The following is a 23242-nucleotide window of genomic DNA, read 5'->3' on the forward strand; positions in this document are numbered from 1 at the left end:
CCGGCTGCTAGCGTGCGGGGATGCGTGCCGCGTTCGCGTCCAGGATCGACGACGCCGACCCGCTCTCCGCCCTCACGGTCGGTGAGCGGCCGGAGCCGGAGCCCGCCGGCGACGACTGGGTGACCGTGGAGGTGCGGGCCAGTTCGCTCAACCACCACGACCTGTGGTCGCTGCGCGGCGTCGGCCTGACCGAGAAGCAACTGCCGATGATCCTCGGCTGCGACGCGGCCGGGGTCGCGCCGGACGGCCGCGAGGTGGTCGTCTACCCGGTCGTCCCGACGCCGTCCGACCCGCGCGGGGTCACCATCCTGTCCGAGCACCACCAGGGCACGCTGGCGGAGCGGGTGGCGGTGCCGGCGGCGAACCTGATCGCGAAGCCGGCCGCGCTGAGCTTCGCGGACGTGGCCTGCCTGCCGACGGCGTGGCTCACCGCGTACCGGATGCTGACCTCCCGCGGGCGCGTCGCGGAGACGGACGCGGTGCTGGTGCAGGGCGCCGGCGGCGGCGTGGCGACCGCCGCCGTGGTGCTCGCGGTGGCGATGGGCAAGCGGGTGTACGCGACCAGCCGCGACCCGGGCAAGCGCGAGCGCATCGCCGCGCTCGGCGCGACCGCGCTGGAGCCCGGCGCCCGGCTGCCCGAGCGCGTCGGCGTGGTGATCGAGACGGTCGGCGCGGCCACGTTCGACCACTCGCTGAAGTGCGCGGGCTTCGGCGCCCGGATCGTGGTCTCCGGCGCCACCGCCGGCCATCTCCCGCAGGTCAACCTCCGCCGCGTCTTCGCGATGAGCCTGGAGATCCTCGGTACGTCGATGGGCACCCCGGACGAGCTGTCCGCACTGCTGGAGTTCCTCGCCTCCACGGGCGTCCGCCCGGTGGTCGACTCCGTCTTCGGCTTCAGCGAGGTGGACGCCGCCTTCGCCAAGCTCGCCTCCGGCACCGTCTTCGGCAAGATCATCCTCGACCACACCCGCTGAGCCCGGCCCGGGGGCGGGAGTCGCGGCGGGATCTGCGGGAGTGGTGCGGCGCCGGCAGGGAGGAGCGCCAGCGACGACCGGTGCCCGCGGGAGCATGCGGGAGGTGACCCCGCCGGAAGCGGGAAGATGAATGTCCGCTTCTAGAACTGGTCGTCGAGTTCCGCGATGTCGCCCTCGGCGGCCGCCTCCGGGAGGCGTTCCAGGGCGCCCTCGTCGCCGTAGAGGGACCAGCGGAGGAACTCGGTGGTGGTGCCGGCCAGCACGTCGAAGGAGCTGCCGGCGGAGAGCGCGCCGACGTGGTCGCCCTGGGGGAGGGTGAGCATGGCCTTGGGCCACGGGACGGCGTCGAAGGCGGACTTTCCGGACGAGTACGGCACGACCTGGTCGAGTTCGCCGTGGACGAAGAGCATCGGCGTCTCCTTGCCGGAGAAGCCGGTGCCGACGCCGAGCGTGCTGCCGGCCAGCACGATGCCGGCGTCCAGGCGGGCGTCGCGGCCGCGGGTGAACTCGCCGATCGTGGTGATGCCGCCGGCGGAGTGACCGGCCGCGGCGACCCGGTCGGTGAGCAGGCGCCCGGCGAAGCGGTCGCCGTCGTCGTCGTTGAGCGCGAGCACCGCGGTCAGCACCGCGGACGCGTCGGCCGGCTGGTTGAGCACGTCGAGCGCGTTCTGCGCGCTGCCGGCCGTGGTGTTCGGATAGGCGGGCGCGACGACCACGAAACCGGCGGACGCCCACCGGGTGAGCAGGTCCGTGTAGTCGGCCGGCCGCCCGCCCAGGCCGTGGCTGAAGACCACGACGGGGAACTCGCCGGTCTCCGCGTTCGGGTACCAGATCGTGGTCGGCAGCTTGCGGTCACCGCGGGCCAGGTCCAGCGTGCGCCGCCCGACCGCGAAGGACTCGGCGGGCGCGACACCGGGCGGCGGCGGCCCGGCGTCCGCCGGCGTGGGGTCGGCGGCGGCCGGCCGGGACAGGCCGGGCCGGTCGTCGATGCCCAGAGCACAACCCGAGGGCAGGAGCATCAGCGGTACGGCGAGCGCGAGCAGTCGGCGGCGGTACACCCGCCCGATTGTGCCCGCGGGATCTCCTGTTCGACCAACTCCTATATCTTCCCGGTGATCGTGGAGACGCCGGCGAGCGTGGCGTCGATCGGGAGCCGGGCGCGGGCGCTCGCGTCGCCGTAGAGCGTCCAGCGCAGGAAGTCGGTGATCGTGTTGTTCGCCTCCGGGAAGCCGCGCTGCCCGGGCGTCAGATACTCGCCGTGGCCCTGCCCGGCCAGCGTGACGAACGCCTTCGGCCACGGCACGCGGTCGTAGGCGGCCTTCGCCACGTAGGGTGCGACGACCGGGTCCGCGCCGCCGTGCACGAACAGCAGCGACGCCTCCGGGCCGGCGAACGTGCCGGGCAGCCCCCCGCCCGCGATCACCACGCCGGCCCGCAGCCGCGGGTCGTGGCCCTCGATGAACAGGCCGGCCGTGGTGAAGCCGCCGGCGGAGTGACCGGCCGCGGCGACGTGGCCGACGTCGAGCCGGCCCTTGAACGGGTCACCGCGCAGCGTGTCGCGCCGGATCACGTCCTGGATCACGAACTCGGCATCGCCGGGCTGGTTGCGCACGTCCCAGCGCTGGAAGTCGGCGGCGCGCGCGTGCGTGAACGGGTAGGCGGGCGCGGCGATCACGAATCCGGCCGCGGCCCAGCGGGTGAGCAGCGGCGTGAAGTGCTGCGGCGAACTGGCCAGCCCGTGGCTGAACAGCACGATCGGGAAGCGGCCGGCGGCCGGGCGCGCGTCCCGGCGGATGCGCTGCTCGCCGGGGCGGCCGTCGGCCGGGTACCAGACCGTGGTGGGCAGCGGACGGTTCGGGCCGCGTGTCAGGTCCAGCGTGCGGACGCCGACCGGGTACGGTGTGACCGGTGCCACGCCGACGGCCCGGCTGAGCGCCTCGGGCGCCACGGCCTCGGCGGCCTGGCACGCGGATAGCGCGATCAGCAGGGTGGCGGCGAGCAGCGCACGCGCGCCCCGCATCGTCATGTCTGGAACGGTAAGGGCGCCGCGGGCCATCGACCCTGGCCGAACGGATGGTTCCGGCAAGGCCGCACAGATACATTACTTTAAGTGTGCACTCCGTAACCGTGCGTGTTTTTGTATGACGGGTATCTATGTAAACATGCCCCATGGAGTGCTTTTTCGGGCCACGTGTCGGCTAGGCGCACGGCTGTGCGTGAATGTCGTAGCGCTTCGCTATCGTCGGGGCATGGCAGATGAGTACGAGGACCCGAGCGGCAGCACGATGGCGTTCCGGGCCTACATGAACCGTCAGGAGCAGGAGCAGCAGGCCGAGGCCGCTCCCGCCAAGTCCAACCTTCCGCTGATCATCGGCGGGGTTGTGGCGGCGGTCGCGGTCGTGGCCGTCGTGCTGTGGATTGTCCTGTAGTTCCTGGTTGATCAGCCGCCGAGCACGGCGCGGGCCTGCGTGGCGATCTCGAGTTCCTCGTCGGTCGGCACCACGCACACCCTGACCCGTGACGCCGAGGTGGAGACGATCCGTTCGCCGCGCTCCGGCGCGGCGTTCCGGTCCCCGTCCACCTCGATGCCGAGCGCGGCGAGCCCGGCCAGCGCGGACGCGCGCACGGTCGCCGAGTTCTCGCCCACGCCCGCGGTGAACGTGACGGCGTCGACCCGGCCGAGCACCGCGTAGTACGCGCCCACCAACTCCTTGATCCGTCGCGTGTAGACGTCGAACGCGAGCGTGGCCGCACCGTCGCCGTCCGCCCGGCGGCGCTCGATCTCCCGCATGTCGCTGACGCCGGCCAACCCTCGCATGCCGCTGCGCTTGTTCAACAGCTCGTCGATCTCGTCCAGCGACATGCCACCCACCCGGTGCAGGTGGAAGATGATCGCGGGGTCCAGGCTGCCGCTGCGCGTGCCCATCACCAGACCCTCCAACGGGGACAGTCCCATCGAGGTGGCGACGCTGCGACCGCGCTCCACCGCGCAGACGCTGGCGCCGTTGCCGAGGTGCAGCGTGATCACGTTGGTGTCCTCGGGGGCCCGCCCGATCAGCGCGGCGGTGCGGCGGGAGACGTACGCGTGCGAGGTGCCGTGAAAGCCGTACCGGCGGACGCGGTGGGCCTTCGCGGTGTCCGCGTCGATCGCGTAGGTCGCGGCCTCCGGCGGCAGCGTGCTGTGGAACGCGGTGTCGAAGACCGCGACCTGCGGCACGTCCGGCAGCAGCTTGCGCGCGGTCTCGATGCCGGCCAGGTTCGCCGGGTTGTGCAACGGCGCCAGCGGGATCAGCCGCTCGATCGTGCGCACCACGTCGTCGTCGATCAGCGTGGGCTCGGTGAAGTCCGGGCCGCCGTGCACGACGCGGTGGCCGACCGCGTCGAGGTTCTCGAGCTCTTCGCTCCGGAACACCTCCTGCAACGCCGTCTGATGATCGTCCACCTCCTCGACCAGCCCCTTGGCGACAGTGGTGTCGCCGTCGAAGAGGCGGTACTTCAGCGAGGAGGACCCGGTGTTGAGCACCAGTACGCGCGTCACTTCGACTCTCCGGCGGCCTGGATCGCGGTGATCGCGACCGTGTTGACGATGTCCTTGACGGTGGCGCCCCGGGAGAGGTCGTTCACCGGGCGGCGCAGCGCCTGCATGACCGGGCCGACCGCGACCGCGTTCGCCGAGCGCTGCACCGCCTTGTACGTGTTGTTGCCGGTGTTCAGGTCCGGGAAGACGAACACCGTGGCCTTGCCCGCCACCGCGCTGTCCGGCAGCTTCGTCGCGGCCACGCCCGGGTCGATCGCGGCGTCGTACTGGATCGGGCCCTCCACCGGCAGGTCCGGCCGTCGCTCGCGGACCAGGCGGGTGGCGGCCGCGACCTTCTCCACGTCCGCGCCCGAGCCGGACGTGCCGGTCGAGTAGGAGAGCATGGCCACGCGCGGCTCCACGCCGAACCGGGCCGCGGTCTCCGCGGACGAGATCGCGATGTCGGCGAGCTGCTCCGCGTTCGGATCGGGGTTGACCGCGCAGTCGCCGTAGACCAGCACGCGGTCGGCCAGCAGCATGAAGAAGACGCTGGACGCCACGGAGACGCCGGGCACGGTCTTGATGATCTCGAAGGCGGGGCGGATCGTGGCCGCGGTGGTGTGCGTGGCGCCGGAGACCATGCCGTCCGCGCGCCCGGTGTACACCATCATGGTGCCGAAGTAGCTGACGTCGCGCACCACGTCGCGGGCCAGCTCCAGCGTCATCGCGCGGTGCTTGCGGATCTCCGCGTACGTCTCGGCGAACTCCTCGGCCCACTCGCTGGTCGCCGGGTTGTGCAACTCGGCACCGGCGATGTCCAGGCCCAGCTCGCGGGCCTTGCGGTGGATCTCGTCCGGGTCGCCGAGCAACGTCAGGTCGGCGACGCCGCGGCGCAGCAGGATCTCGGTGGCGCGCAGGATGCGCTCCTCCGCCCCCTCCGGCAGCACCAGCCGGCGGCGGTCCGCGCGGGCGCGGTCGATCAGGTCGTACTCGAACATCATCGGCGTGACGCGGGCGCTGCGCGTGACGTCCAGCCTGCGGACCAGCTCCTCCGTGTCCACCGTGGACTCGAACGCGCCGATCGCGGCCTGCACCTTGCGCGGGTTGCGGGCGTTCAGCCCGGACTCGATCCGGCTGGCGGCCGCGATGGTGTGGTAGCTGTCGGTCTTCACGGAGAGCACGGCCAGGCCGCTGTGCAGGCTCTCGATCAGCCGCGCGACCCGGGCGTCCGGCCGCTCGCCGAGGGTCAGCACCAGGCCGGCCACGGACACCTCGCCGGCCGCGTGCGCCGCCGCGGCGGCCACCAGCAGATCGGCCCGATCCCCTGGAGTGATCATCAGGCAGCCGTCGGTCAAATGATCAAGCAGCACCGGTACGTGGGCCGCGCCCACCACCAGGTCCAGCACGTCCCGGTCGAGCGCCCGCGCGTCGCCGCTGAGGATCTCCGCGCCCAGCGCCTGGGCCATCTCCGCCACGGTCGGCGCCGAGATGGTCGGCACCTCCGGGATGACGTAGGTGGGGACCGTCTGGTCCTGCGGCGTGGGCGTGCCGGCCGGCACCCGGTTCGCGATCACCGCGAGCACCGTGGCGCCAAGATCCTGCACGCTGTGGTACGCGCCGCGCGCCGCCGACGCCACCTCGGCCGCGTCCGCGTCCCGCCCGTCCACGACCGGGATCACCACGCTGCCGAACTCGGTGGCGAGCCGCACGTTGAACGCGAACTCGCGGGGCAGGCCGGGACCCGGCTCGCCGTTGTCGTCGAAGTCGCTGCCGATCACCACGACCGCGTCGAAGTGCCGCTCCAGCGCGCGGTAGCGGTCCACCACGCGGGAGATCAGCTCCTCCCGGTTGCCGGCCGCCACCATGGTCGCGGCCTCCGCGAACGTGGTGCCGAACAGCTCCTCGTACGGCCGGTCTATCCGGTACCGCTCACGCAGCAGCGCCAGCATCGGATCGGCCTCGCCGCGGGCGGCCACCAGCGGCCGGAACACGCCCACCCGCGGCGTCTGCCGGGAGAGCAGCTCGGCCAGGCCGAGCGCGATCGTTGACTTTCCGCCGCCGGGTCCGAGCCCGGCAATGTAGACGCTTCGCCCCACGTGGCTCAACCTACCCGCGGCGACCACCGGAACACCCAGGTCTTACGACCTTGATCAACGTCACGCGGGACCTTGCTCACGCGCGGCCCCCGGTTTCGTGTCGGCGGGGGTCGCCGGCGTTTGTCGTGCGGGTCGCCGGCGTTGGTCGTGCGGGTCGCCGGCGTTGGTCGTGCGGGTCGCGTGGGCTGCCGGGTACTCGTCGTCGGGGTTGCTGGCGTTCGTCGCGTGGGCTGCCGGTTACTCGTCGTCGAGTCGCTGGCGTTGGTCGTGCGGGTCGCCGGTTACTCGTCGTCCGGGTCGTCGAGGCGGGCGAGCCAGGTGGCGAGGCGCTCGATCGGCGTCTCGAACTCGGGGTTGAGGTCGACGAAGTCGCGCAGCCGCTCGGCGACCCACTCCAGCGTGACCTGCTCCTCGCCGCGGCGCTCGGTCAGCTCCTCGATGCCGCGATCCGTGAAGTACATGGTGTTTTGCTCCTCAGACGGGTGCTCCCCGCCACCGGCTGTTCCGGTGGCGGGGAGCGGTGCTCGTGCGGGTCGCCGCGGTCCTTACGGGCGCGGCAGCGAGGCCTCGATGAGCGCGGACTGCTCCGCCTCGTGCAGCTTCGCCGAGCCGACCGCCGGCGCGGCCGCGGCCGGGCGGGAGATGCGGCGCAGGCGCAGGCCGTCGAGGTGCTCCAGCAGGTTCAGCGCGATGAAGCTCCACGCGCCTTGGTTGGCCGGCTCCTCCTGGACCCAGGCGAAGTCCTCCGCGTTCGGGTACTTCGCCAGCTCGGCCTTCAGCTCCTCGACGGGCAGCGGGTAGAGCTGCTCCATCCGGACGATGGCCGTGTCGGTGATCTCCCGCTCCGCGCGCGCCTGCACCAGGTCGTAGTAGACCTTGCCGCTGCACAGCAGCACGCGCTTCACGGCCGCCGCGTCGGTGATGCCGGCGTCGCCGATCACGGTCTGGAACGTGCCGTTCGTGAAGTCCGCGACGGACGACACGCAGAGCTTGTGGCGCAGCAGCGACTTCGGCGTGAAGACGATCAGTGGCTTCCGCTTCGGCGACAGTGCCTGGCGGCGCAGCAGGTGGAAGTGGTTCGCCGGGGTGGTCGGGTTCGCCACCCGGATGTTGTCCTCCGCGGCCAGTTGCAGCCAGCGCTCCGGGCGGCCGGAGGTGTGGTCCGGGCCCTGGCCCTCGTGGCCGTGCGGCAGCAGCAGCGTCACCGCGGACTGCTGGCCCCACTTGACCTCGCCGGAGGAGATGAACTCGTCCGCGATCGACTGGGCGCCGTTCGCGAAGTCACCGAACTGCGCCTCCCAGAGGACCAGCGCCTCGGTGTTCTCCACCGAGTAGCCGTACTCGAAGCCCATCGCCGCGTACTCGCTCAGCAGCGAGTCGTGCGCGAAGAACCGCGCCTGGCCGGCCGCGAGCTGGCTGATCGGCAGGAAGTCCGCGCCGGTGCGCCCGTCCACCACGGCCGCGTGCCGCTGCACGAACGTGCCGCGCCGCGAGTCCTGGCCGGAGAGGCGGACCGTGACGCCCTGCGCCAGCAGCGAGCCGAACGCGATGATCTCGCCGAAGCCCCAGTCGATGTTGCCCTCGCGGGCCATCTTGGCGCGGCGGTCGAGCAGCTGCTGGACCCGCTTGTGCGGCGTGAAGCCCTCGGGCAGCTCGATGTGCGCCTGACCGATGCGGGCCACGGTCTCCGCGTCGATCGCGGTCTCGACCTCCGGCTCCGGCTCGTGCACGTCCGGGCGGGCCCGGCGGCCGGAGGACGACGTGTTCGCGTCGCGGGTGGCCTTGAAGACCTGCTCCAGCTGACCCTGGTAGTCGCGCAGCTGCTCCTCCGCGTCGGCCACGGTGATGTCGCCGCGACCGATCAGCTCCTCCGTGTACGCCTTCCGCACGCTGCGCTTGTTGTCGATGATCGCGTACATCAGCGGGTTGGTCATCGACGGGTCGTCGCCCTCGTTGTGACCGCGGCGGCGGTAGCAGACCAGGTCGATCACCACGTCCTTGTTGAACGTCTGGCGGTACTCGAACGCCAGCCGCGCGACCCGCACCACGGCCTCGGGGTCGTCGCCGTTCACGTGGAAGATCGGGGCCTGGATCATGCGGGCCACGTCCGTGCTGTACAGCGAGGAACGGCTGTACTCCGGCGCGGTGGTGAAGCCGACCTGGTTGTTGACCACCACGTGCACGGTGCCGCCGGTGCGGTAGCCGCGCAGCTGGGAGAGGTTCAGCGTCTCCGCGACCACGCCCTGACCGGCGAACGCGGCGTCGCCGTGCACCATCAGCGGCAGGACCGTGTAGCCCTCCAGGCCGAGGTTGAGCCGGTCCTGCTTGGCGCGGACGATGCCCTCCAGGACCGGGTCGACGGCCTCCAGGTGCGACGGGTTCGCCGTGACGCTGACCGTGGTGCCGTACTCGCCGTCCGGCGTGTTGAACTTGCCGGTCATGCCCAGGTGGTACTTGACGTCGCCGGAGCCGTGCGCCGACCGCGGGTCCAGGTGGCCCTCGAACTCGGAGAAGATCTTCTCGTACGGCTTGCCGACGATGTTGGCCAGCACGTTCAGCCGGCCGCGGTGGGCCATGCCGATGACGACCTCGTCCAGCTGGTTCTCCGCGGAGGCCTGGAGGATCTCGTCCAGCAGCGGGATCAGCGACTCGCCGCCCTCCAGCGAGAAGCGCTTCTGGCCGACGTACTTCGTCTGCAGGAACGTCTCGAACGCCTCGGCCGCGTTCAGCCGGTTGAGGATGTGCTTCTGCTCCTCAGGCGACGGCTTCGTGTACTTGATCTCGATGCGGTCCTGGATCCAGCGGCGCTCCTCCGGATCCATGATGTGCATGTACTCGATACCGACCCGGCGGCAGTAGGTGTCGCGCAGCACGCCGAGCACGTCGCGCAGCTTCATCTTCTGCTTGCCCGCGAAGCCGCCGACCGGGAACGTCCGGTCCAGGTCCCACAGCGTGAGACCGTGCTCCAGCACGTCGAGGTCCGGGTGCCGGCGGATCTCGAACTCCAGCGGGTCGGTGTCCGCCATCAGGTGACCGCGCACCCGGTACGCGTGGATCAGCTCGACGACGCGGGCCGCCTTGTCGATCTGGCCCTCGGAGGTGCGGGCCACGTCGCGCACCCAGCGGACCGGCTCGTACGGCACGCGCAGCGCCGTGAAGATCTCGTCGTAGAAGCCGTGCTCGCCGAGCAGCAGCTCGTGCATGACCTTCAGGAACTCGCCGGACTGCGCGCCCTGGATGATCCGGTGGTCGTAGGTGCTGGTCAGCGTGATGACCTTGCTGACGCCCAGCTCGGTGAGGGTCTCGTCGGACATGCCCGCGTACGGCGCCGGGTACTCCATCGCGCCGACACCGATGATCGCGCCCTGGCCGACCGTGAGCCGCGGCATGGAGTGCACGGTGCCGATGCCGCCCGGGTTGGTCAGCGAGACGGTGGCGCCGGAGTGGTCCTCCATCGTCAGCTCGTTGCGGCGGGCGCGGCGCACGATCTCCTCGTAGGCCTGCCAGAAGCCGCGGAAGTCGAGGTTCTCGCAGCCCTTGACGCTCGGCACCACCAGCGAGCGGGAACCGTCCGGCTTGGCCAGGTCGATCGCGATGCCGAGGTTCACGTGCTCCGGCGTGACCAGCGTGGGCTTGCCGTTGGTCTCGACGTAGTTGTTGTTCATCTCCGGGTGCAGCGCCAGCGCCTTGACCAGCGCGTAGCCGATCAGGTGCGTGAAGCTGACCTTGCCGCCCCGCCCGCGGGCGAGGTGGTTGTTGATCACGATGCGGTTGTCCACCAGCAGCTTCGCCGGGACCGCGCGGACGCTCGTGGCGGTCGGGACCGCCAGCGACGCCTCCATGTTCTGCACGATCTTGGCGGCGATGCCGCGCAGCGGCGCGGTGCCGGGGCTGACCTTGGCCGGCTCCTTCTTGGGCTGGGCTTTGGCCTCCGGCTTCGCGGCCGGCTTGGGCGCGGGCTTCGGCTGTGCCTTGGGCTTCTCCTTGTCGGCCGCGGGGGCATCGGTGCCCACGCGCGCGGCCGAGGTGGCGCCGGCGGCCGCGGTGGCCTCCGTCGGCGTCGCGATCGAACCAGCATCCGCCGTCGGCTTGTAATCAGCGAAGAAGTCGTGCCAGGCGGGGTCCACGCTCGTCGGGTCGGCGAGGTACCGCTGGTACATCTCTTCGACGATCCACTCGTTGGGGCCGAAGCCCGCCAGGGGATTGTCCTGCGAAGTTTGCTGGGTCGACACGGCCGGTATCGCCTCTTTCAGAGCGGTTTGTCTGTGTCGCGGTAGGTGACAGGCATTCGTTGACTGCCGCGAGCTGACGTGGGGTCAGACTTCGGTTTCCCAGGCTACGCCGTGTGATTCGGGGTCATGTCGGCGACATCCGTCCGTGTCGAGATTCACAGCATTGGGGTCTTTTCGCCCTAGGTGCACGTTCGATTGCGTACGTGTGGTTCCTATGCTTGTCGTGCCTGCTCAGCATGGTTTCTCCGATCGACGGGCGGTATGTCCGCCGGTCTTCCGGTGCGGCCGTTGAGTCGTGACACAGAGTCATACGCAGGGGTGATCTCGCTTGCGTGCATCGTTCATGTGCTTGACATCGAGATCGGGGGTTACCGACACGCCGCTGAGGGATCACCCGCTTACACAGTGAACATGGACACCGTTGACCCGTCGGGCGTCCTCCCCGGACCGGCCATCGTGCCGCCCTGGCGCCCGCCGCTGCCCGCCCCGCTCGCTCAGCCACGGTCCAACTGCGACAGCGGCTGCCTGCCCGTCCCGGGCTTCCATCGGCACGTCTCCGGCCTGCGTCAGGTCGGTCGTGCGGTGGCGCTGATCGGCGCCCTGACCGGTGGTCTCGCACTCCTGCCGTTCCTTCCCTTCCTGACCTCGACCGGCCGGCACGTCGCCGGCCGCTGGTGGGCCCGTGCGGTGCTCGGCGCCGCCGGAGTCCGGCTGGTCGTGCGCGGCGCCGGTGCCGTGCCGCGTCGCCGGGCGCTGCTCGTGGCCAACCACAACTCCTGGTTGGACACGGTCGCGCTGATGGCCGTGTCGCCGGCCCGGATGACCGCCAAGCACGACATCCGCCACTGGCCGGTGATCGGCGTGCTGGCCTCGCTGGTCGGCACGATCTTCATCGACCGCCGGCGGCCCCGGATGCTGCCGGGCACCGTCGCCCGGATCGCGGATGCGCTGCGCGACGGTGGCGTGGTCGCGGTCTTCCCGGCCGGCACCACCGGCTGTGGATACGCCAACGGCCCGGGCCACCGCGCCGACAACTCGCTCACCGGGCGGTGGCGGCCCGCGGTGTTCCAGGCCGCGGTCGACGCAGGTGCGGTCGTGGTGCCGATCCGGCTCAGCTACCGCGAGGGCGTGGAGGGTGCGGACAGCACCGTGGCCACGTTCCTCTCCGCCGAGAGCCTTTTCGCCTGCGCGTTCCGCGTGATCGCGGTCCGCGGCCTCACCGCCGTGGTCACGGTCGAGCCGGCCCTGCACCCCGGCAACGACGCGGACCGTAAGGTGCTGGCCAGCGCCGCGGAGGGCGTGGTCCGCCCGTACCGCCGTCAGTCCTCGACGCCCGTCGCCGAGGCTCCCCAGACCCACCTGGATCTCGCCGCCTGACCATCCCGTCCACCGGCGCCCCGCGCCCATGCAGCTCACCTCGCCCCTCATGACCCTCATGACCGTCCTCGCCCGCACCGCCAAGCCTCCGGCGCCGCCCGACGCGGCCCGGAGGCTTCACGTTTCCGTGCGCTCACGGGCGCCACGCCGGGTTGCGCCCCAGGTAGCGCAGGACGGACGAGGCGTCGTCGTCGGGAAGGTCGCCGGTGTATGCGCTGCCGAGCGCCCGAGCCTCCTCGATGGGATCGAACGGCGGGGCGAAGGCCCCGTACGGCCGGAGCGGCTCGACGAGGTCGGTGGCCACCAGGAGCAGTGAGAAGGCCACCTCCGGGGTGAGCGGGGACGGCTGACCGGTGGCGACCGCGACGTCCCAGGCGTGGATCGCGGCGTCGAGCGCGCACGCGCCGGCGGCCAGCCGCGGCGGCATCGGACCGGACGGCAGCGGCGTCGGCACGGCGGGCACCGCGTCGGGCACGGTGGTGAACGCGGCCCGGACCAGCGCGATCGCCTCCGAGGTGCCGCGCATCGGATCGGGCCAGGGGGCGGCGGACGGCGCATAAGGATCGCCGGGAGGCCAGAGGCCGCCGGTGATGGTGGCGGCGAAGCGGGCCTGATTGCTCACCGCGTGCCGCACCACCTGCGTGACCGTCCACTCCGCGCACGGCGTCGGCAGGTCCCAGCCGCCGACCGGCACGCCCTTCACCGCCAGCCGTAGCGCGGTGTGGGAGTCGGCCAGCAGATCGCGCCACGGCAGCGGTGCGTGCTGGCCGGTCTGCGCGACGAGCTCGTCCATGAGCGTCCCTCTCGTTTGTGCTGGCTCGTTTCCTTCACCGTCTCAGAACGGAATGCTTCGTTCCGCTGAAGCGTATCGGATCGGAATGATCCGTTCCAGTGGTAGAGTGAGATCGTGACGGATGAATCCGGCCGGGGCCTCTCCGGGCGCCGCGGCCACGCGAAGCGCAACGACGAGGTGATCCTCGCGGCGGCGCGAGACGTGTTCGTGCATGATCCGGGCGCGCCGATCGCCGCGGTCGCCGGGCGCGCGGGCGTGGGCATCAGCGCGCTCTACCGCCGATACACCGGCAAGGACGATCTCCTGCGCCAGCTGTGCCTGAGCGGTCTCCGGCGGTTCATCCGGGAGGCGGAGGCCGCCGAGGCGGAGCCGGACGGCTGGGCGGCGCTGACCGGTTTCCTGGAGCGGGTGGTCGACGCGGACGTCCACTCGCTGACCGCGCGGCTGGCCGGCACGTTCACGCCGACGCCCGAGCTGCTCGAGGCCGTCGCGCGGGCCGACGAGCTGGCCGAGCGCCTGGTGCGGCGCGCCCGGGAGGGCGGTGGCCTGCGGGCCGACGTGGTGGCGGACGATCTCGCGCTGATCCTGGAGGGCTGCGCCGCGATCCGGGCGGCCGACGCCCACCGCACCATCCAGCTCCGCCGCCGTCACCTCGCGCTGCTGATCCGCGGCCTGTCCGACCGCGAGGGCGCTCCGCTGCCCGGCCCGGCGCCGCGCCCGGGTGAACTCAGTCGTTGGCCGGCTCAGCCGTAGCTATATCGCGATGTATCGCGTAGAGTGGCGGCAGGGACGAGGGGGTGCGGCATGGCGACGTGGACGGTGGAGGAGCCGACGAAGATCAGCTGTCCGGAGGACGTGCGGCGGCTGGAGGTCGGTCTGCTGGTCGGCCGCCTCACGGTGATCGGCACCGACGGCCCCGCGCGGGTCGAGGTGTCGCGGGTGGGCAGCCGGGCGGTGCGGGTCGACCTGGAGGACGGCGTGCTCCGCGTCCGTCAGGAGGGAGTCGGCGCCTGGCTCGGGATACTGTCGTGGATCATGCACCTGACTGAGCGGCTCGCGGTCGACGTGTCGATCGCCGTGCCGCCCACGACTCCGGCCACGCTCGGTCTGGTCTCCGGCAAGGTGATCGCGTCCGGCCTGTGCGAGCGCACCGACGTGGACGTGACGTCCGGCGGCATCACGCTGATGGGCGTCGGTGGCCACACCCGGGCCAATCTCGTCTCCGGCCCGGTCGAGGCGGTCGGCGTGGCCGGTGAGTTGATCATGGATACGGTCTCGGGTGAGCTGATCCTGGCGGACAGCCCCGCCTCTCGGGTGCGAGCCACCGCGCTCTCCGGCAGCATCACCTGCGACCTCGACGGCGCGGCGGACAGCGACATCCGGCTGGACACCACGTCCGGCAGCATCACCGCGCGGGTACGGGAGGACAGCGATCTCGCCGTTGACCTCCACGCCACGGCCGGGCGGGTGAGCAGCTCGTTCCCGGAGCTGCGCGTGCGACGGTCGACCATCGGCGGCAGCGTGGTGTCCGGGCAACTCGGCGAGGGCGCGGGCCGGCTGAGGGCCGCCGCGGTCTCCGGCAGCATCGCGCTCCTGTCCCGTCCGGCCGTGCACGTGGACGAGGACGAGGACGGCGAGCCCGCGACCGCCGGTCGGCGCGACTCGGCCGAGGGGCCGGCATGACGGCCGTCTTCAGCCACGGCCGGCTCCGGCTGTACCTGCTCAAACTGCTGGATGACGGGCCCAAGCACGGGTACGAGTTCATCCGCCTGCTGGAGAACCGCTTTCTCGGGCTGTACGCGCCGAGTGCCGGCACGATCTACCCGCGGCTGGCCCGGCTCGAGGCCGAAGGGCTGGTGACGCACACGGCGGCCGGCGCGCGGAAGACCTATGAGATCACCGAGGCGGGCCGGGCGGAGCTGCTCGAGCGCGCGGACGAACTGCAGGCGCTGGAGGCGGAGATCTCCGCGTCGATCAGCGACCTGAGCAGCCTGGCCGGCCAGATCCAGTCACAGGTGCAGGGCTCGGTCCGCGACCTCAAGCGCGAGCTGCGCGACGCGACCCGCCAGTCCCGCCGGGCCCGCTCCGAGACCTCCCGCTGGGGCCCGCCCTCAGCCGCGGCCTGGCCCGGCTGGGACCGCCCGGCCCCGGGCGATCCGGCGCCCGATAGTGCGGCGCCTGGTGGCGCCGCCCCTGGTGGTGCGGTGCCTGGTGGTGCGGCGCCCGGCCGATCAGGGCCCGGTGGTCCGGGGATCGCCGCGCCCGGCGTTCCACCGCTGTCACCGCCCGGCACCGGGAACGGGGGCGTGGGCACGCCACCGCTCAGCACCCCCAGCGGCATCCGCATCATCTTCGACAACGGCTACACCGGGCGCGCCGAGCCGGCCGGGCCGGAGACGGTTCCCGGCGCACGGTCGGGTCCCGGCGGGCAGGCGGCGCCGGGCCACGCCGGCGCGCAGCAGGAGGGGGAGGGCGAACTCGGCCGGGCCCTCGGCGTCTTCGTCGACGAGGCGCAGGCGATGATCCGTGGCGTCCGGGCGACGGAGGCACAGGTCCGGGAGGTCGGCGAGGTGCTGGACGCGACACTCACCCGGATCCGTCGCCTGCTGCGCGACTGACGCGGGCATCGCGCATGATCCGGGCAGCGTGGCCGTGACAGCCATGGGCCGGGTCCGGCGGGGCGCGACTTCGGTCGTACCATCGAAGGTTCTGGGCTCGGGGTTTCACAGACTGTTCTCAGGAGGTCTCCAGAAAGCCTCCAGACCACCGGGTAATGATGGCGGCATGGCCGCAACACAGACTGAGGCACGACTGCTGGTCGTCGAGGACGATCCGAACATCCTGGAGCTGCTGTCGGCCAGCCTGCGTTTCGCGGGCTTCGACGTCGCGACCGCGGTCAGCGGGAGCGCGGCGGTGGCGGCGGCCCGGGACCGGCGTCCCGATCTCGTCGTGCTCGACGTCATGCTGCCGGACCTGGACGGGTTCGAGGTCATCAAGCTGATGCGGGAGGGCGGCGCGCGCACGCCGGTCGTCTTCCTGACCGCGCGCGACGCGACGGACGACAAGATCCGCGGGCTCACGCTGGGTGGCGACGACTACGTCACCAAGCCGTTCAGCCTGGAGGAGCTGACCGCGCGCATCCGCGCCGTGCTGCGCCGCACCAGCGCCACGGCCGAGGAGAGCTCCCGGCTCACCTTCGCCGACCTGGAGCTGGACGAGGAGACGCACGAGGTCTACCGCGCCGGCAACCGGGTGCAGCTGTCGCCGACCGAGTTCAAGCTGCTCCGCTACCTGATGCTGAACGCGAACCGGGTGCTCTCCAAGGCGCAGATCCTCGACCACGTGTGGAACTACGACTTCCGCGGTGACGACAACATCGTCGAGTCGTACATCTCCTACCTGCGGCGCAAGGTGGACACCACGCAGCCCCGGCTGATCCATACGCTGCGCGGCGTGGGCTACGTGCTTCGCAAGCCCGCCCAGTAGGCGGCGATGAAAGCCCGCCTGCGCAGCACTCCGCTGCGGCTCAAGCTGGTCGCGGCCGTGCTGGTGCTGGTCAGCGCCGCACTGGTCGTGATCAGCGTGAGCAGTGCCTACTTCCTCCGGTCGTACCTGGTCCAGCTGGTCGACGACCAGTTGGACTCGATCGCCGGGGACGCCAACACCGCGGCCACGTTCGCGGACGGCGGTGCGGTGCGGGTGCCGACCGACTACTACGGCCGGGTGACCGCGCCGAACGGCGTCGGCAAGGACCCGGTGTACGACAGCCACCTCGGTCGGGACGACCTTCCGCCGCAGGTCAGCGGCCGGGACGAGATAGCCGCGGTGGCGGGCGAGCCGTACACGGTGAAGTCGCCGAACGGCCGGGTCCGCTGGCGCATGCTGGTCACGGTGCTGCCGAACGGCGAGGTGCTGCACATCGGGGAGAACCTGGAGGCGGTCGACCTCGCGGTCAAGCGGCTGGTCTGGATCGACGGGCTGGTCGGCGGCGCGGTGCTGATCATGCTGGCCTCGATCGGCGCCGGCATGGTGCGCACCAGCCTGCGTCCGCTGGACCAGATCGAGCAGACCGCGGGCGCGATCGCGGCCGGTGACCTGAGCCGTCGCGTTCCCGACCCGGAGCCGGGCATCGAGGAGCCGCAGAGCGAGCTGGGCCGGCTGTCCCGCGCGCTGAACGCGATGCTCACCCAGATCGAGGCCGGCTTCGCGGCGCGGGCCGCGTCCGAGGCGGCCGCGCGGTCGGCGGAGACCGTCGCGCGCGACGCGGCGCTGCGCGCGCAGGCGTCCGAGGCACGGGCCCGCAGCTCGGAGGCGCGTATGCGGCAGTTCGTGGCGGACGCGTCGCACGAACTGCGCACGCCGCTGACCACCATCCGCGGCTTCGCGGAGCTGTACCGGCAGGGGGCGGCCTCGGACACGGCGAAGCTGGTCCGCCGGATCGAGGACGAGGCCGCGCGGATGGGCCTGCTGGTCGAGGACCTGCTGCTGCTGGCCCGCCTGGACCGGGAGCGGCCGTTGGACCTGAGCCCGGTCGAGCTGCCGGTGCTGGCCGCGGACGCGGTGCAGGCCGCGCGCGCGGTGGCGCCGGAGCGGCAGATCACGCTGGAGATCGCGCCCGGCTCCGGGCCGTTGGTGGTGACCGGCGACGAGTCCCGGCTGCGGCAGGTCTTCGGCAATCTGATGACGAACGCGCTCACCCATACGCCGCCGGACGCGTCCGTCGCGCTGCGGCTGCGCGCGGAGACGGACCCGGACGGGCGGCGGGTGACCGGCGTGGTCGAGGTGGCCGACACCGGCGGCGGGTTGTCCCAGGAGCAGATCGACCGCGTGTTCGAGCGGTTCTATCGGGCGGACGCGGCGCGCACCCGGACCATGGCCGGGACGATCAGCACCGGGCTGGGGCTGGCGATCGTGGCCGCGATCGTGTCCGCGCACGAGGGCGTGGTCGAGGTGGAGAGCGCGCCGGGTAGCGGTGCCACGTTCCGGGTAAGGCTTCCGCTGGTGCCGACGGAACTCGACGCGGACTCGGACGAGGCTGAGGACGACCTGGACGACTTCGCTCAGGTGGTGGGCTCCGACCCGGCGGAGGCGGACATCCGCCCTGATAAACACTGATACGTCTCCCGTTTGGGATTCACAGATAACCTTCAGGGCGATTTCAGGGCCGTCGCAGATGTCGGCGGGAAGGTGGGAGACATGAACGAGCACGAGACCACCCCCGAGGGGCAGCGGGCCCCCGCCGGAGAGGCGCAGGGGACCCCCGCCGAGGGCTACCGGCACCCGGCCGACGGGCAGCGGGGGCCGTCCGGCTCGAGTGACGAGACGACCCGGCCGAGCCTGTCCGAGCCCGTCACCCAGCCGGTGCCGACCAGCGTCGTCCCGCCCACGGTGACCGGCGGCGCGGACCGTCCCGGCTACGGGCAGTACCCACCGAATCCATGGGCCGCGCCGGCCCCCGGTCAGACCGCGCACCTGCCGGCCGCGACGCCCGCCGCCGCGCCGGCCGGCGCGCAGCCGACGTCGCAGTGGGCGCAGCCGGCGGCGGGCGCCTATCAGCCCGCCGGCTACCCGGCGTCGGCGTACCCGGGCCAGAGCCACCCCGGCCTGCCGGGCCAGCCAGGGCAGCCGGGCCAGCCGGGCCAGCCAGGGCAGCCGGGGCAGCCGCTGCCGGGACAGCCGTGGGTCGCGCCCGCCGGGCCGGTGCCGCAGCCGCAGGGCGACCGCCGGTTCGGCCGGTTCGCGGCCACCGCCGCCGCGGCCGTGGTGCTGGCGCTCGCCGCCGGTACGGTCGGCGCGGTCACCGCGAACGCGCTGGACGACGACGTCCCCGGCCTCAACACCACGAGCACCAGCGGAAACGGCGAGCCCGCCCCGGTCATCGACCGGTCCTCGCTGGCCTCCATCGCGGCCGCGGTGCAGGACAGCGTGGTCTCGATCACCACGGACACCGGTGAGGGCTCCGGCGTCGTGCTCACCGCCGACGGCTACATCCTGTCGAACAACCACGTGGTCGGCGGCGCCCAGGGCGGCAAGGTCACGGTCAACTTCGCGGACGGCACCCGGGCCGAGGCCACGGTCGTCGGCCTCGACTCGCGTACCGACCTCGGAGTGATCAAGGCGGAGGGCGTGTCCAACCTCACCGCCGCGAAGTTCGGGGACAGCGCGGCCGTCAAGGTGGGCGACACCGTGCTCGCGCTGGGCAGCCCGCTGGGCCTGCAGGGCTCGGTCACGGCCGGCATCATCTCCGCCAAGGACCGCACCATCCAGGTCGGCGGCGAGCAGCAGCAGGACCCGTTCGGCGGGCAGTCCTCCGCACCGCAGTCCATCGCCGGCCTGCTCCAGACCGACGCGCCGATCAACCCGGGCAACTCCGGCGGCGCGCTGGTCAACACGAACGGCGAGGTGATCGGCATCAACACCGCGATCGCCACCTCCGGGCAGGGCAGCGGGTCGATCGGCCTGGGCTTCGCGATCCCGAGCAACAAGGCCAAGGAGGTCTCCGAGGCGCTGAAGACCGGGCAGAAGGTCAGCCACCCGTTCCTCGGCGTCAGCCTCACCGAGGCCGAGGGCGGCGGCGCGCTGGTCAGCAACGTCAGCGACGACAGCCCGGCGCAGAAGGCCGGCATCCAGCGCGGCGACGTGATCACCCAGATCGACGGCAAGGCCGTGAACAGCTCCGACGACGTGATCACCGCGGTGCAGGCCGGCAAGGTCGGCCAGCAGATGACCGTCACCTACACGCGCAACGGCAGCGAGAAGACCGCGACCGCGACGCTCGCCGAGGCGTCCTGACCCACGAGCCGCACCAGGGTGGGGGCTTCGCTGCCGCGGAGTTCCCACCTCCTCCCCACGTGGCGGGCGACATGACCTAGGGGGTTGGTCATGTCGCCCGCCACACCTGTTTCCGCTGGTCAACTTTCGGACTATCGGTCATGGCGCCCGGTCGATACTCTTCGTCCGGGGCGGCGGGCCCCAGGTGGCGGGGGACCACCAGGCGAAAACGGAGTGCGAGCAGTGTCCATCGTTGAATCACGGCTGAGCGTCTGGGAGGCACTCGCCGGAGCCGCGCCCGGTCAGCCGATCGGCCCCGCCGACACCGACGTGTGGTCCGCGGTGATCGACCGGATCAACCCGGCGCGGGCCCGGCCGGAGTTGCGGGCCGGGATCGAGACCGCGGAGCTGACCAGCGTCCGCGGTGTGCCGTACGTGATGCTCCGCTCGCCCGACGAGGCCGGCCCCTCGCGCTACCTGCGGCTGAGCCCCGAGGAGTGGCAGCTCGCGCACCTGATGGACGGGTCGCGTACCGTCGCCAGGCTGGTCGCGGAGTTCGCCCACATCTCCGGCCGGCTCGCGCCCGACCAGGTGCGCCGCCTGGTCGCCGACCTCGCCGCCAACCGCATGCTCAGCGAGCTGCCGGTGGACGCGTTCGGCCCGCTGGAGCAGGTGCGCCGCCGTCCGCTGGCGGTCCGGGTCGGCACCGGGCTGCTGGCCGCCGCGCGCGGTCGCCGGATGGTCGTGGCGAACGTCGACCCGATCGTCGACGTGCTCTACCGGTTCGGCGGCCGGCTGTTCTTCACGCCGGTCGCGGCCGTGCTGTTCGGCATCGTCGCGCTCGCCGGCTTCGGCCTCTTCGCCTGGACCTGGTGGCGCGGCGACCAGTCCGTCTTCCTCACCAACGGCTCGTTCCTGCTCGGCGCGATCGTGCTGCTGGCGCTCAACTTCGTGGCGCTCGCCGCGCACGAGCTCGGCCACGCCCTGGCCACCAAGCACATGGGCCGGCGCGTCCCCGCCGCGGGGTTCCTGGTCTATTTCGGCATCCCGTCCGTGTTCGTCGACACCAGTGACGTGTGGATGGCCGGGCGCCGCGCGCGGCTGCGCACCACGATCGCCGGTCCGGCCGCGGGACTGGTGCTGGCCGGCTCGGCGCAGCTGATCGGGCTGATCTTCCCGGCCGTCGCGCCGCTGGCGTTCAAGCTGGCCTTCGCGTGGTACCTGAACGCGCTGTTCAACCTGAATCCGCTGCTCGCGCTGGACGGCTACTACCTGCTGATGGACTGGCTGGAGATCCCCAACCTGCGCGCCCGCGGGCTCGCGTTCGTGGGTGGCCGGCTGCGCCGCCGCCCGCCGCGCTGGAGCGAGCTGGACGGGGAGGGCCGGCTCGTCGGGCTGTACGGCGTGCTGGCCGTGCTGTGGCTGGCGATCGCGGCGAACGTGTTCTACCGGGTCTGGGCCGACCGGGTGCAGGGGCTGGTCTCCGGCCTCTGGCACGGCGGGTTCGGGCCGCGGCTGCTGCTGCTCCTGATCGTCGGCGGACTCTGCGCGCCGTTGGCGTACCTGCTGGTGAGTTGGCTCCTGCGCCGCGTGCGGCGCCTCGCCGAGCTGCGCCAGGAGCGGAAGCGGGCCGAGGACCTGCCACGGCGGCTGCACGCGCTCAACCGTTCCATGCTGGGCAAGCTCCCGGCGGAGGTGCTGACCCGGCTCGCCCGGCAGGCGCACTGGGAGCGCCCCGGTGACGGCCGTCAGCTGATCTCCGCGGGCGGCGCACAGCCCACGGTGTACGTGGTGATCGAAGGCGCGCTGCAGGGCCGGCGCCCCGGCGACCCGGGCGGCATCCTGCGCCAGCAAGCCGGCCCCGGCACCACGGTCGGACTGGACGCCGCGCTGGCCGGCGCCCCGGCCGCGCTGGACTGGTACGTGGCCGGCGAGACCGTGCTGCTCGCCATCCCGTCCACCGCGGTGGCGAACGCGATCGGTCCGCTGCCCGGGCCGCCGCCCACCGACCGGGCGTACGCGGAGGCGCTGTTCGACGACACGCCCGCGCTGACCGGGCTCTCGCCGGAGGGCCGGATGGGCATGCTCGCGGCCGCGCGCTCCTCCGCCGTGAACCCGGGCGAGGCGATCCGGCTCGACGGGCCGACCGACGCGGTGATCATCGAGTCCGGTGCGATCGAGCTGCCGGACGGTGGCGAACTGCGGCGCGGCACCATGATCGGCCCGGTCGGCGAGGGCTACCCGGGCCCCGTCGCGGTCGCGCGCACGCCGGTCCGGCTCTGGACCATCCCGGCCATGGCCGGCGCCGCGGCCACGTTCGCCGGCAGCGCGTCCTTCGAGGGCGCGGACCGGCCGCCGCTGCGGCCCGCGGCCGGCGTGCACTCCGGCGGCGACTACCCGCCGCTGGCCGCGCCGCCCGGCATGCCGCCCGGCGGCGTCGACTACGGGCTGGACGGCCGGTTCGAGCGACGGCTGTGGTGGCTGGTGCTGCTGCTCCTGCTGCTCGCGTTCGCGCTCACCGCCGCGCAGCTGCGGCCCGCGCCGGCCTGGGCCGAGATGGCCTCCGACCGGGTGCTGCTGACCGCCGAGACGGGCTCGGTCGAGGTCGGCGTGGCCGGCCGGAGGGTCACCCTCGACGAGGGCGGCCGCTACCAGCTGCCGGTCGGCGCGGAGGTCCGGGTCGGCGACCAGGCGCGGGCGTCGCTGACGTTCCGCGGCGGCGCGTTCTCGGTGCTCTGCGCGGGCAGCACGCTCGCGGTCCGCGAGCTGCGCACCGAGGGGGAGCGGACCCGCTCGCCGTACGGCAGCCTGGAACTCACCGACGGGCGGATTCTGTCCGACACGTCGTCCACCAGCGGCGCGTTCCGGCCGCTGGAGCTGGAGATCTCCAGCGCGCGCATCTCGATCACCAGCGCCGGCGCGGCGTGGTACGCGGTGGAGAACGGCCAGACCGTGGTGTCGCGCGGCGAGGTGCAGGCGGACGGCGTCACGCAGCCGGAGACGCGTGGCGACCTCGACTGCGGTGACGGTCTGCCGGACCCGATCCCGGCGCCGACGCAGCCGTCGTCCGCACCGTCGCCGTCCCCCTCCGCACCGTCGCCGACGCCGTCGCAGTCGCCGTCCCCGTCGCCCTCACCGTCCACGTCGCCGTCGCTGCCGGTGAACGTGGTGCCGGACGATGACGACGAGGACGACGGCGGCGGGGTCGTGGTGCCGCCACCGGTGACGCGGTCGCCCACGCCGGGGCGGACGACGGCGCCCGCGCCCACCACGGGCGCTCCGCGTCCGCCGACGACTGCGCCGACGACGAGCCCGCCCCCGGACCCGGATCCCGACCCGACGGTTACGGAGCCTCCTGACGAGCCGCCGATCTCCAGCGGTACGTTCACGCCGACCGTGCCCGCGGAGCAGTCCTCGGTGCCGGCCGTGCCGCCGTCGGTCGCCGAGACCGTGATCCTTTTCTGATGACGTACGCCGTTCCG

Annotated in this window: 17 protein-coding genes; 10 read left to right on the top strand and 7 right to left on the bottom strand. The window is 72.5% G+C overall.

Annotated elements, in window-relative coordinates; all coding sequences use genetic code 11:
* Positions 1-20 precede the first annotated feature (20 nt).
* A complete protein-coding gene (locus J2S41_RS38760; protein ID WP_310375843.1) occupies positions 21-974 on the top strand; it encodes a zinc-binding dehydrogenase in 954 nt (317 codons plus the stop codon).
* A 140-nt stretch (positions 975-1114) separates the two neighbouring features.
* Here J2S41_RS38760 and J2S41_RS38765 read toward each other — a convergent pair whose 3' ends face one another.
* Both J2S41_RS38765 and J2S41_RS38770 read right to left on the bottom strand, forming a co-directional pair.
* Positions 1115-2032 (bottom strand): alpha/beta hydrolase family protein, encoded by a 918-nt coding sequence (locus tag J2S41_RS38765; protein WP_310375844.1) that lies wholly within the window; start codon positions 2030-2032, stop codon positions 1115-1117.
* Between the two features lie 41 nt (positions 2033-2073).
* Positions 2074-2994: an alpha/beta hydrolase family protein gene (locus J2S41_RS38770; RefSeq protein WP_445343950.1), complete on the bottom strand. Its 921-nt coding sequence runs from the start codon at positions 2992-2994 to the stop codon at positions 2074-2076.
* 229 nt (positions 2995-3223) lie between these two features.
* Between J2S41_RS38770 and J2S41_RS38775 the strand changes: the two genes are divergently transcribed.
* Complete coding sequence (locus J2S41_RS38775; RefSeq protein ID WP_310375849.1) at positions 3224-3403, top strand: hypothetical protein; 180 nt, start codon at positions 3224-3226, stop codon at positions 3401-3403.
* A gap of 11 nt (positions 3404-3414) precedes the next feature.
* Here the strand turns inward: J2S41_RS38775 and J2S41_RS38780 are convergent, their stop codons facing one another.
* From J2S41_RS38780 to J2S41_RS38795, 4 genes are all read right to left on the bottom strand, one after another.
* Positions 3415-4512, bottom strand: a complete 1098-nt coding sequence (locus tag J2S41_RS38780) for an acetate kinase (RefSeq protein ID WP_310375850.1) — start codon at positions 4510-4512, stop codon at positions 3415-3417.
* Entirely contained in the window at positions 4509-6596 is a 2088-nt protein-coding gene (gene pta / locus J2S41_RS38785; protein ID WP_310376865.1) for a phosphate acetyltransferase, read from the bottom strand. Before pta ends, J2S41_RS38780 begins: the two co-directional genes overlap by 4 nt.
* Before the next feature lie 272 nt (positions 6597-6868).
* Positions 6869-7048, bottom strand: a complete 180-nt coding sequence (locus J2S41_RS38790) for a DUF6104 family protein (RefSeq protein ID WP_310375852.1) — start codon at positions 7046-7048, stop codon at positions 6869-6871.
* A gap of 84 nt (positions 7049-7132) precedes the next feature.
* A complete protein-coding gene (locus tag J2S41_RS38795) occupies positions 7133-10819 on the bottom strand; it encodes a multifunctional oxoglutarate decarboxylase/oxoglutarate dehydrogenase thiamine pyrophosphate-binding subunit/dihydrolipoyllysine-residue succinyltransferase subunit (RefSeq protein WP_310375854.1) in 3687 nt (1228 codons plus the stop codon).
* Between the two features lie 411 nt (positions 10820-11230).
* Here J2S41_RS38795 and J2S41_RS38800 point away from each other — a divergent pair, with 411 nt between their 5' ends.
* Positions 11231-12196, top strand: coding sequence for a lysophospholipid acyltransferase family protein (locus J2S41_RS38800; RefSeq protein WP_310375856.1), 966 nt, complete (start codon positions 11231-11233; stop codon positions 12194-12196).
* A 133-nt stretch (positions 12197-12329) separates the two neighbouring features.
* Here the strand turns inward: J2S41_RS38800 and J2S41_RS38805 are convergent, their stop codons facing one another.
* The gene (locus tag J2S41_RS38805; RefSeq protein WP_310375858.1) at positions 12330-12989 is read right to left on the bottom strand and encodes a TIGR03086 family metal-binding protein; all 660 of its coding nucleotides are present in this window, start codon (positions 12987-12989) and stop codon (positions 12330-12332) included.
* Positions 12990-13103: 114 nt separating this feature from the next.
* On the opposite strand from J2S41_RS38805, the gene J2S41_RS38810 reads away from it, so the two are divergent.
* The 7 genes from J2S41_RS38810 (at position 13104) to J2S41_RS38840 (ending at position 23225) form a co-directional block, all read left to right on the top strand.
* On the top strand, positions 13104-13742 hold the full coding sequence (locus J2S41_RS38810; RefSeq protein WP_310375860.1) for a TetR/AcrR family transcriptional regulator: 639 nt from the start codon (positions 13104-13106) through the stop codon (positions 13740-13742).
* 51 nt (positions 13743-13793) lie between these two features.
* A complete protein-coding gene (locus J2S41_RS38815) occupies positions 13794-14672 on the top strand; it encodes a DUF4097 family beta strand repeat-containing protein (RefSeq protein WP_310375862.1) in 879 nt (292 codons plus the stop codon).
* The gene (locus J2S41_RS38820) at positions 14669-15607 is read left to right on the top strand and encodes a helix-turn-helix transcriptional regulator (RefSeq protein WP_310375865.1); all 939 of its coding nucleotides are present in this window, start codon (positions 14669-14671) and stop codon (positions 15605-15607) included. Before J2S41_RS38815 ends, J2S41_RS38820 begins: the two co-directional genes overlap by 4 nt.
* A gap of 166 nt (positions 15608-15773) precedes the next feature.
* Positions 15774-16475, top strand: a complete 702-nt coding sequence (locus J2S41_RS38825; RefSeq protein WP_310375867.1) for a response regulator transcription factor — start codon at positions 15774-15776, stop codon at positions 16473-16475.
* A gap of 6 nt (positions 16476-16481) precedes the next feature.
* Positions 16482-18104, top strand: a complete 1623-nt coding sequence (locus J2S41_RS38830) for a sensor histidine kinase (protein WP_310375869.1) — start codon at positions 16482-16484, stop codon at positions 18102-18104.
* 81 nt (positions 18105-18185) lie between these two features.
* The gene (locus J2S41_RS38835) at positions 18186-19781 is read left to right on the top strand and encodes a S1C family serine protease (protein WP_310375871.1); all 1596 of its coding nucleotides are present in this window, start codon (positions 18186-18188) and stop codon (positions 19779-19781) included.
* A gap of 222 nt (positions 19782-20003) precedes the next feature.
* On the top strand, positions 20004-23225 hold the full coding sequence (locus J2S41_RS38840; protein WP_310375873.1) for a cyclic nucleotide-binding protein: 3222 nt from the start codon (positions 20004-20006) through the stop codon (positions 23223-23225).
* Positions 23226-23242: the final 17 nt, after the last annotated feature.

It is taken from the genome of Catenuloplanes atrovinosus (genome assembly GCF_031458235.1).
Classification (GTDB): Bacteria; Actinomycetota; Actinomycetes; order Mycobacteriales; family Micromonosporaceae; genus Catenuloplanes; species Catenuloplanes atrovinosus.

Coding starts and splice junctions, on each gene's coding strand:
- J2S41_RS38760 (WP_310375843.1), top strand. CDS start 21: ATGCGTGCCGCGTTCGCGTCCAGGATCGACGACGCCGACCCGCTCTCC.
- J2S41_RS38770 (WP_445343950.1), bottom strand. CDS start 2,994: ATGCGGGGCGCGCGTGCGCTGCTCGCCGCCACCCTGCTGATCGCGCTA.
- J2S41_RS38775 (WP_310375849.1), top strand. CDS start 3,224: ATGGCAGATGAGTACGAGGACCCGAGCGGCAGCACGATGGCGTTCCGG.
- J2S41_RS38790 (WP_310375852.1), bottom strand. CDS start 7,048: ATGTACTTCACGGATCGCGGCATCGAGGAGCTGACCGAGCGCCGCGGC.
- J2S41_RS38800 (WP_310375856.1), top strand. CDS start 11,231: ATGGACACCGTTGACCCGTCGGGCGTCCTCCCCGGACCGGCCATCGTG.
- J2S41_RS38805 (WP_310375858.1), bottom strand. CDS start 12,989: ATGGACGAGCTCGTCGCGCAGACCGGCCAGCACGCACCGCTGCCGTGG.
- J2S41_RS38815 (WP_310375862.1), top strand. CDS start 13,794: ATGGCGACGTGGACGGTGGAGGAGCCGACGAAGATCAGCTGTCCGGAG.
- J2S41_RS38820 (WP_310375865.1), top strand. CDS start 14,669: ATGACGGCCGTCTTCAGCCACGGCCGGCTCCGGCTGTACCTGCTCAAA.
- J2S41_RS38825 (WP_310375867.1), top strand. CDS start 15,774: ATGGCCGCAACACAGACTGAGGCACGACTGCTGGTCGTCGAGGACGAT.
- J2S41_RS38830 (WP_310375869.1), top strand. CDS start 16,482: ATGAAAGCCCGCCTGCGCAGCACTCCGCTGCGGCTCAAGCTGGTCGCG.
- J2S41_RS38835 (WP_310375871.1), top strand. CDS start 18,186: ATGAACGAGCACGAGACCACCCCCGAGGGGCAGCGGGCCCCCGCCGGA.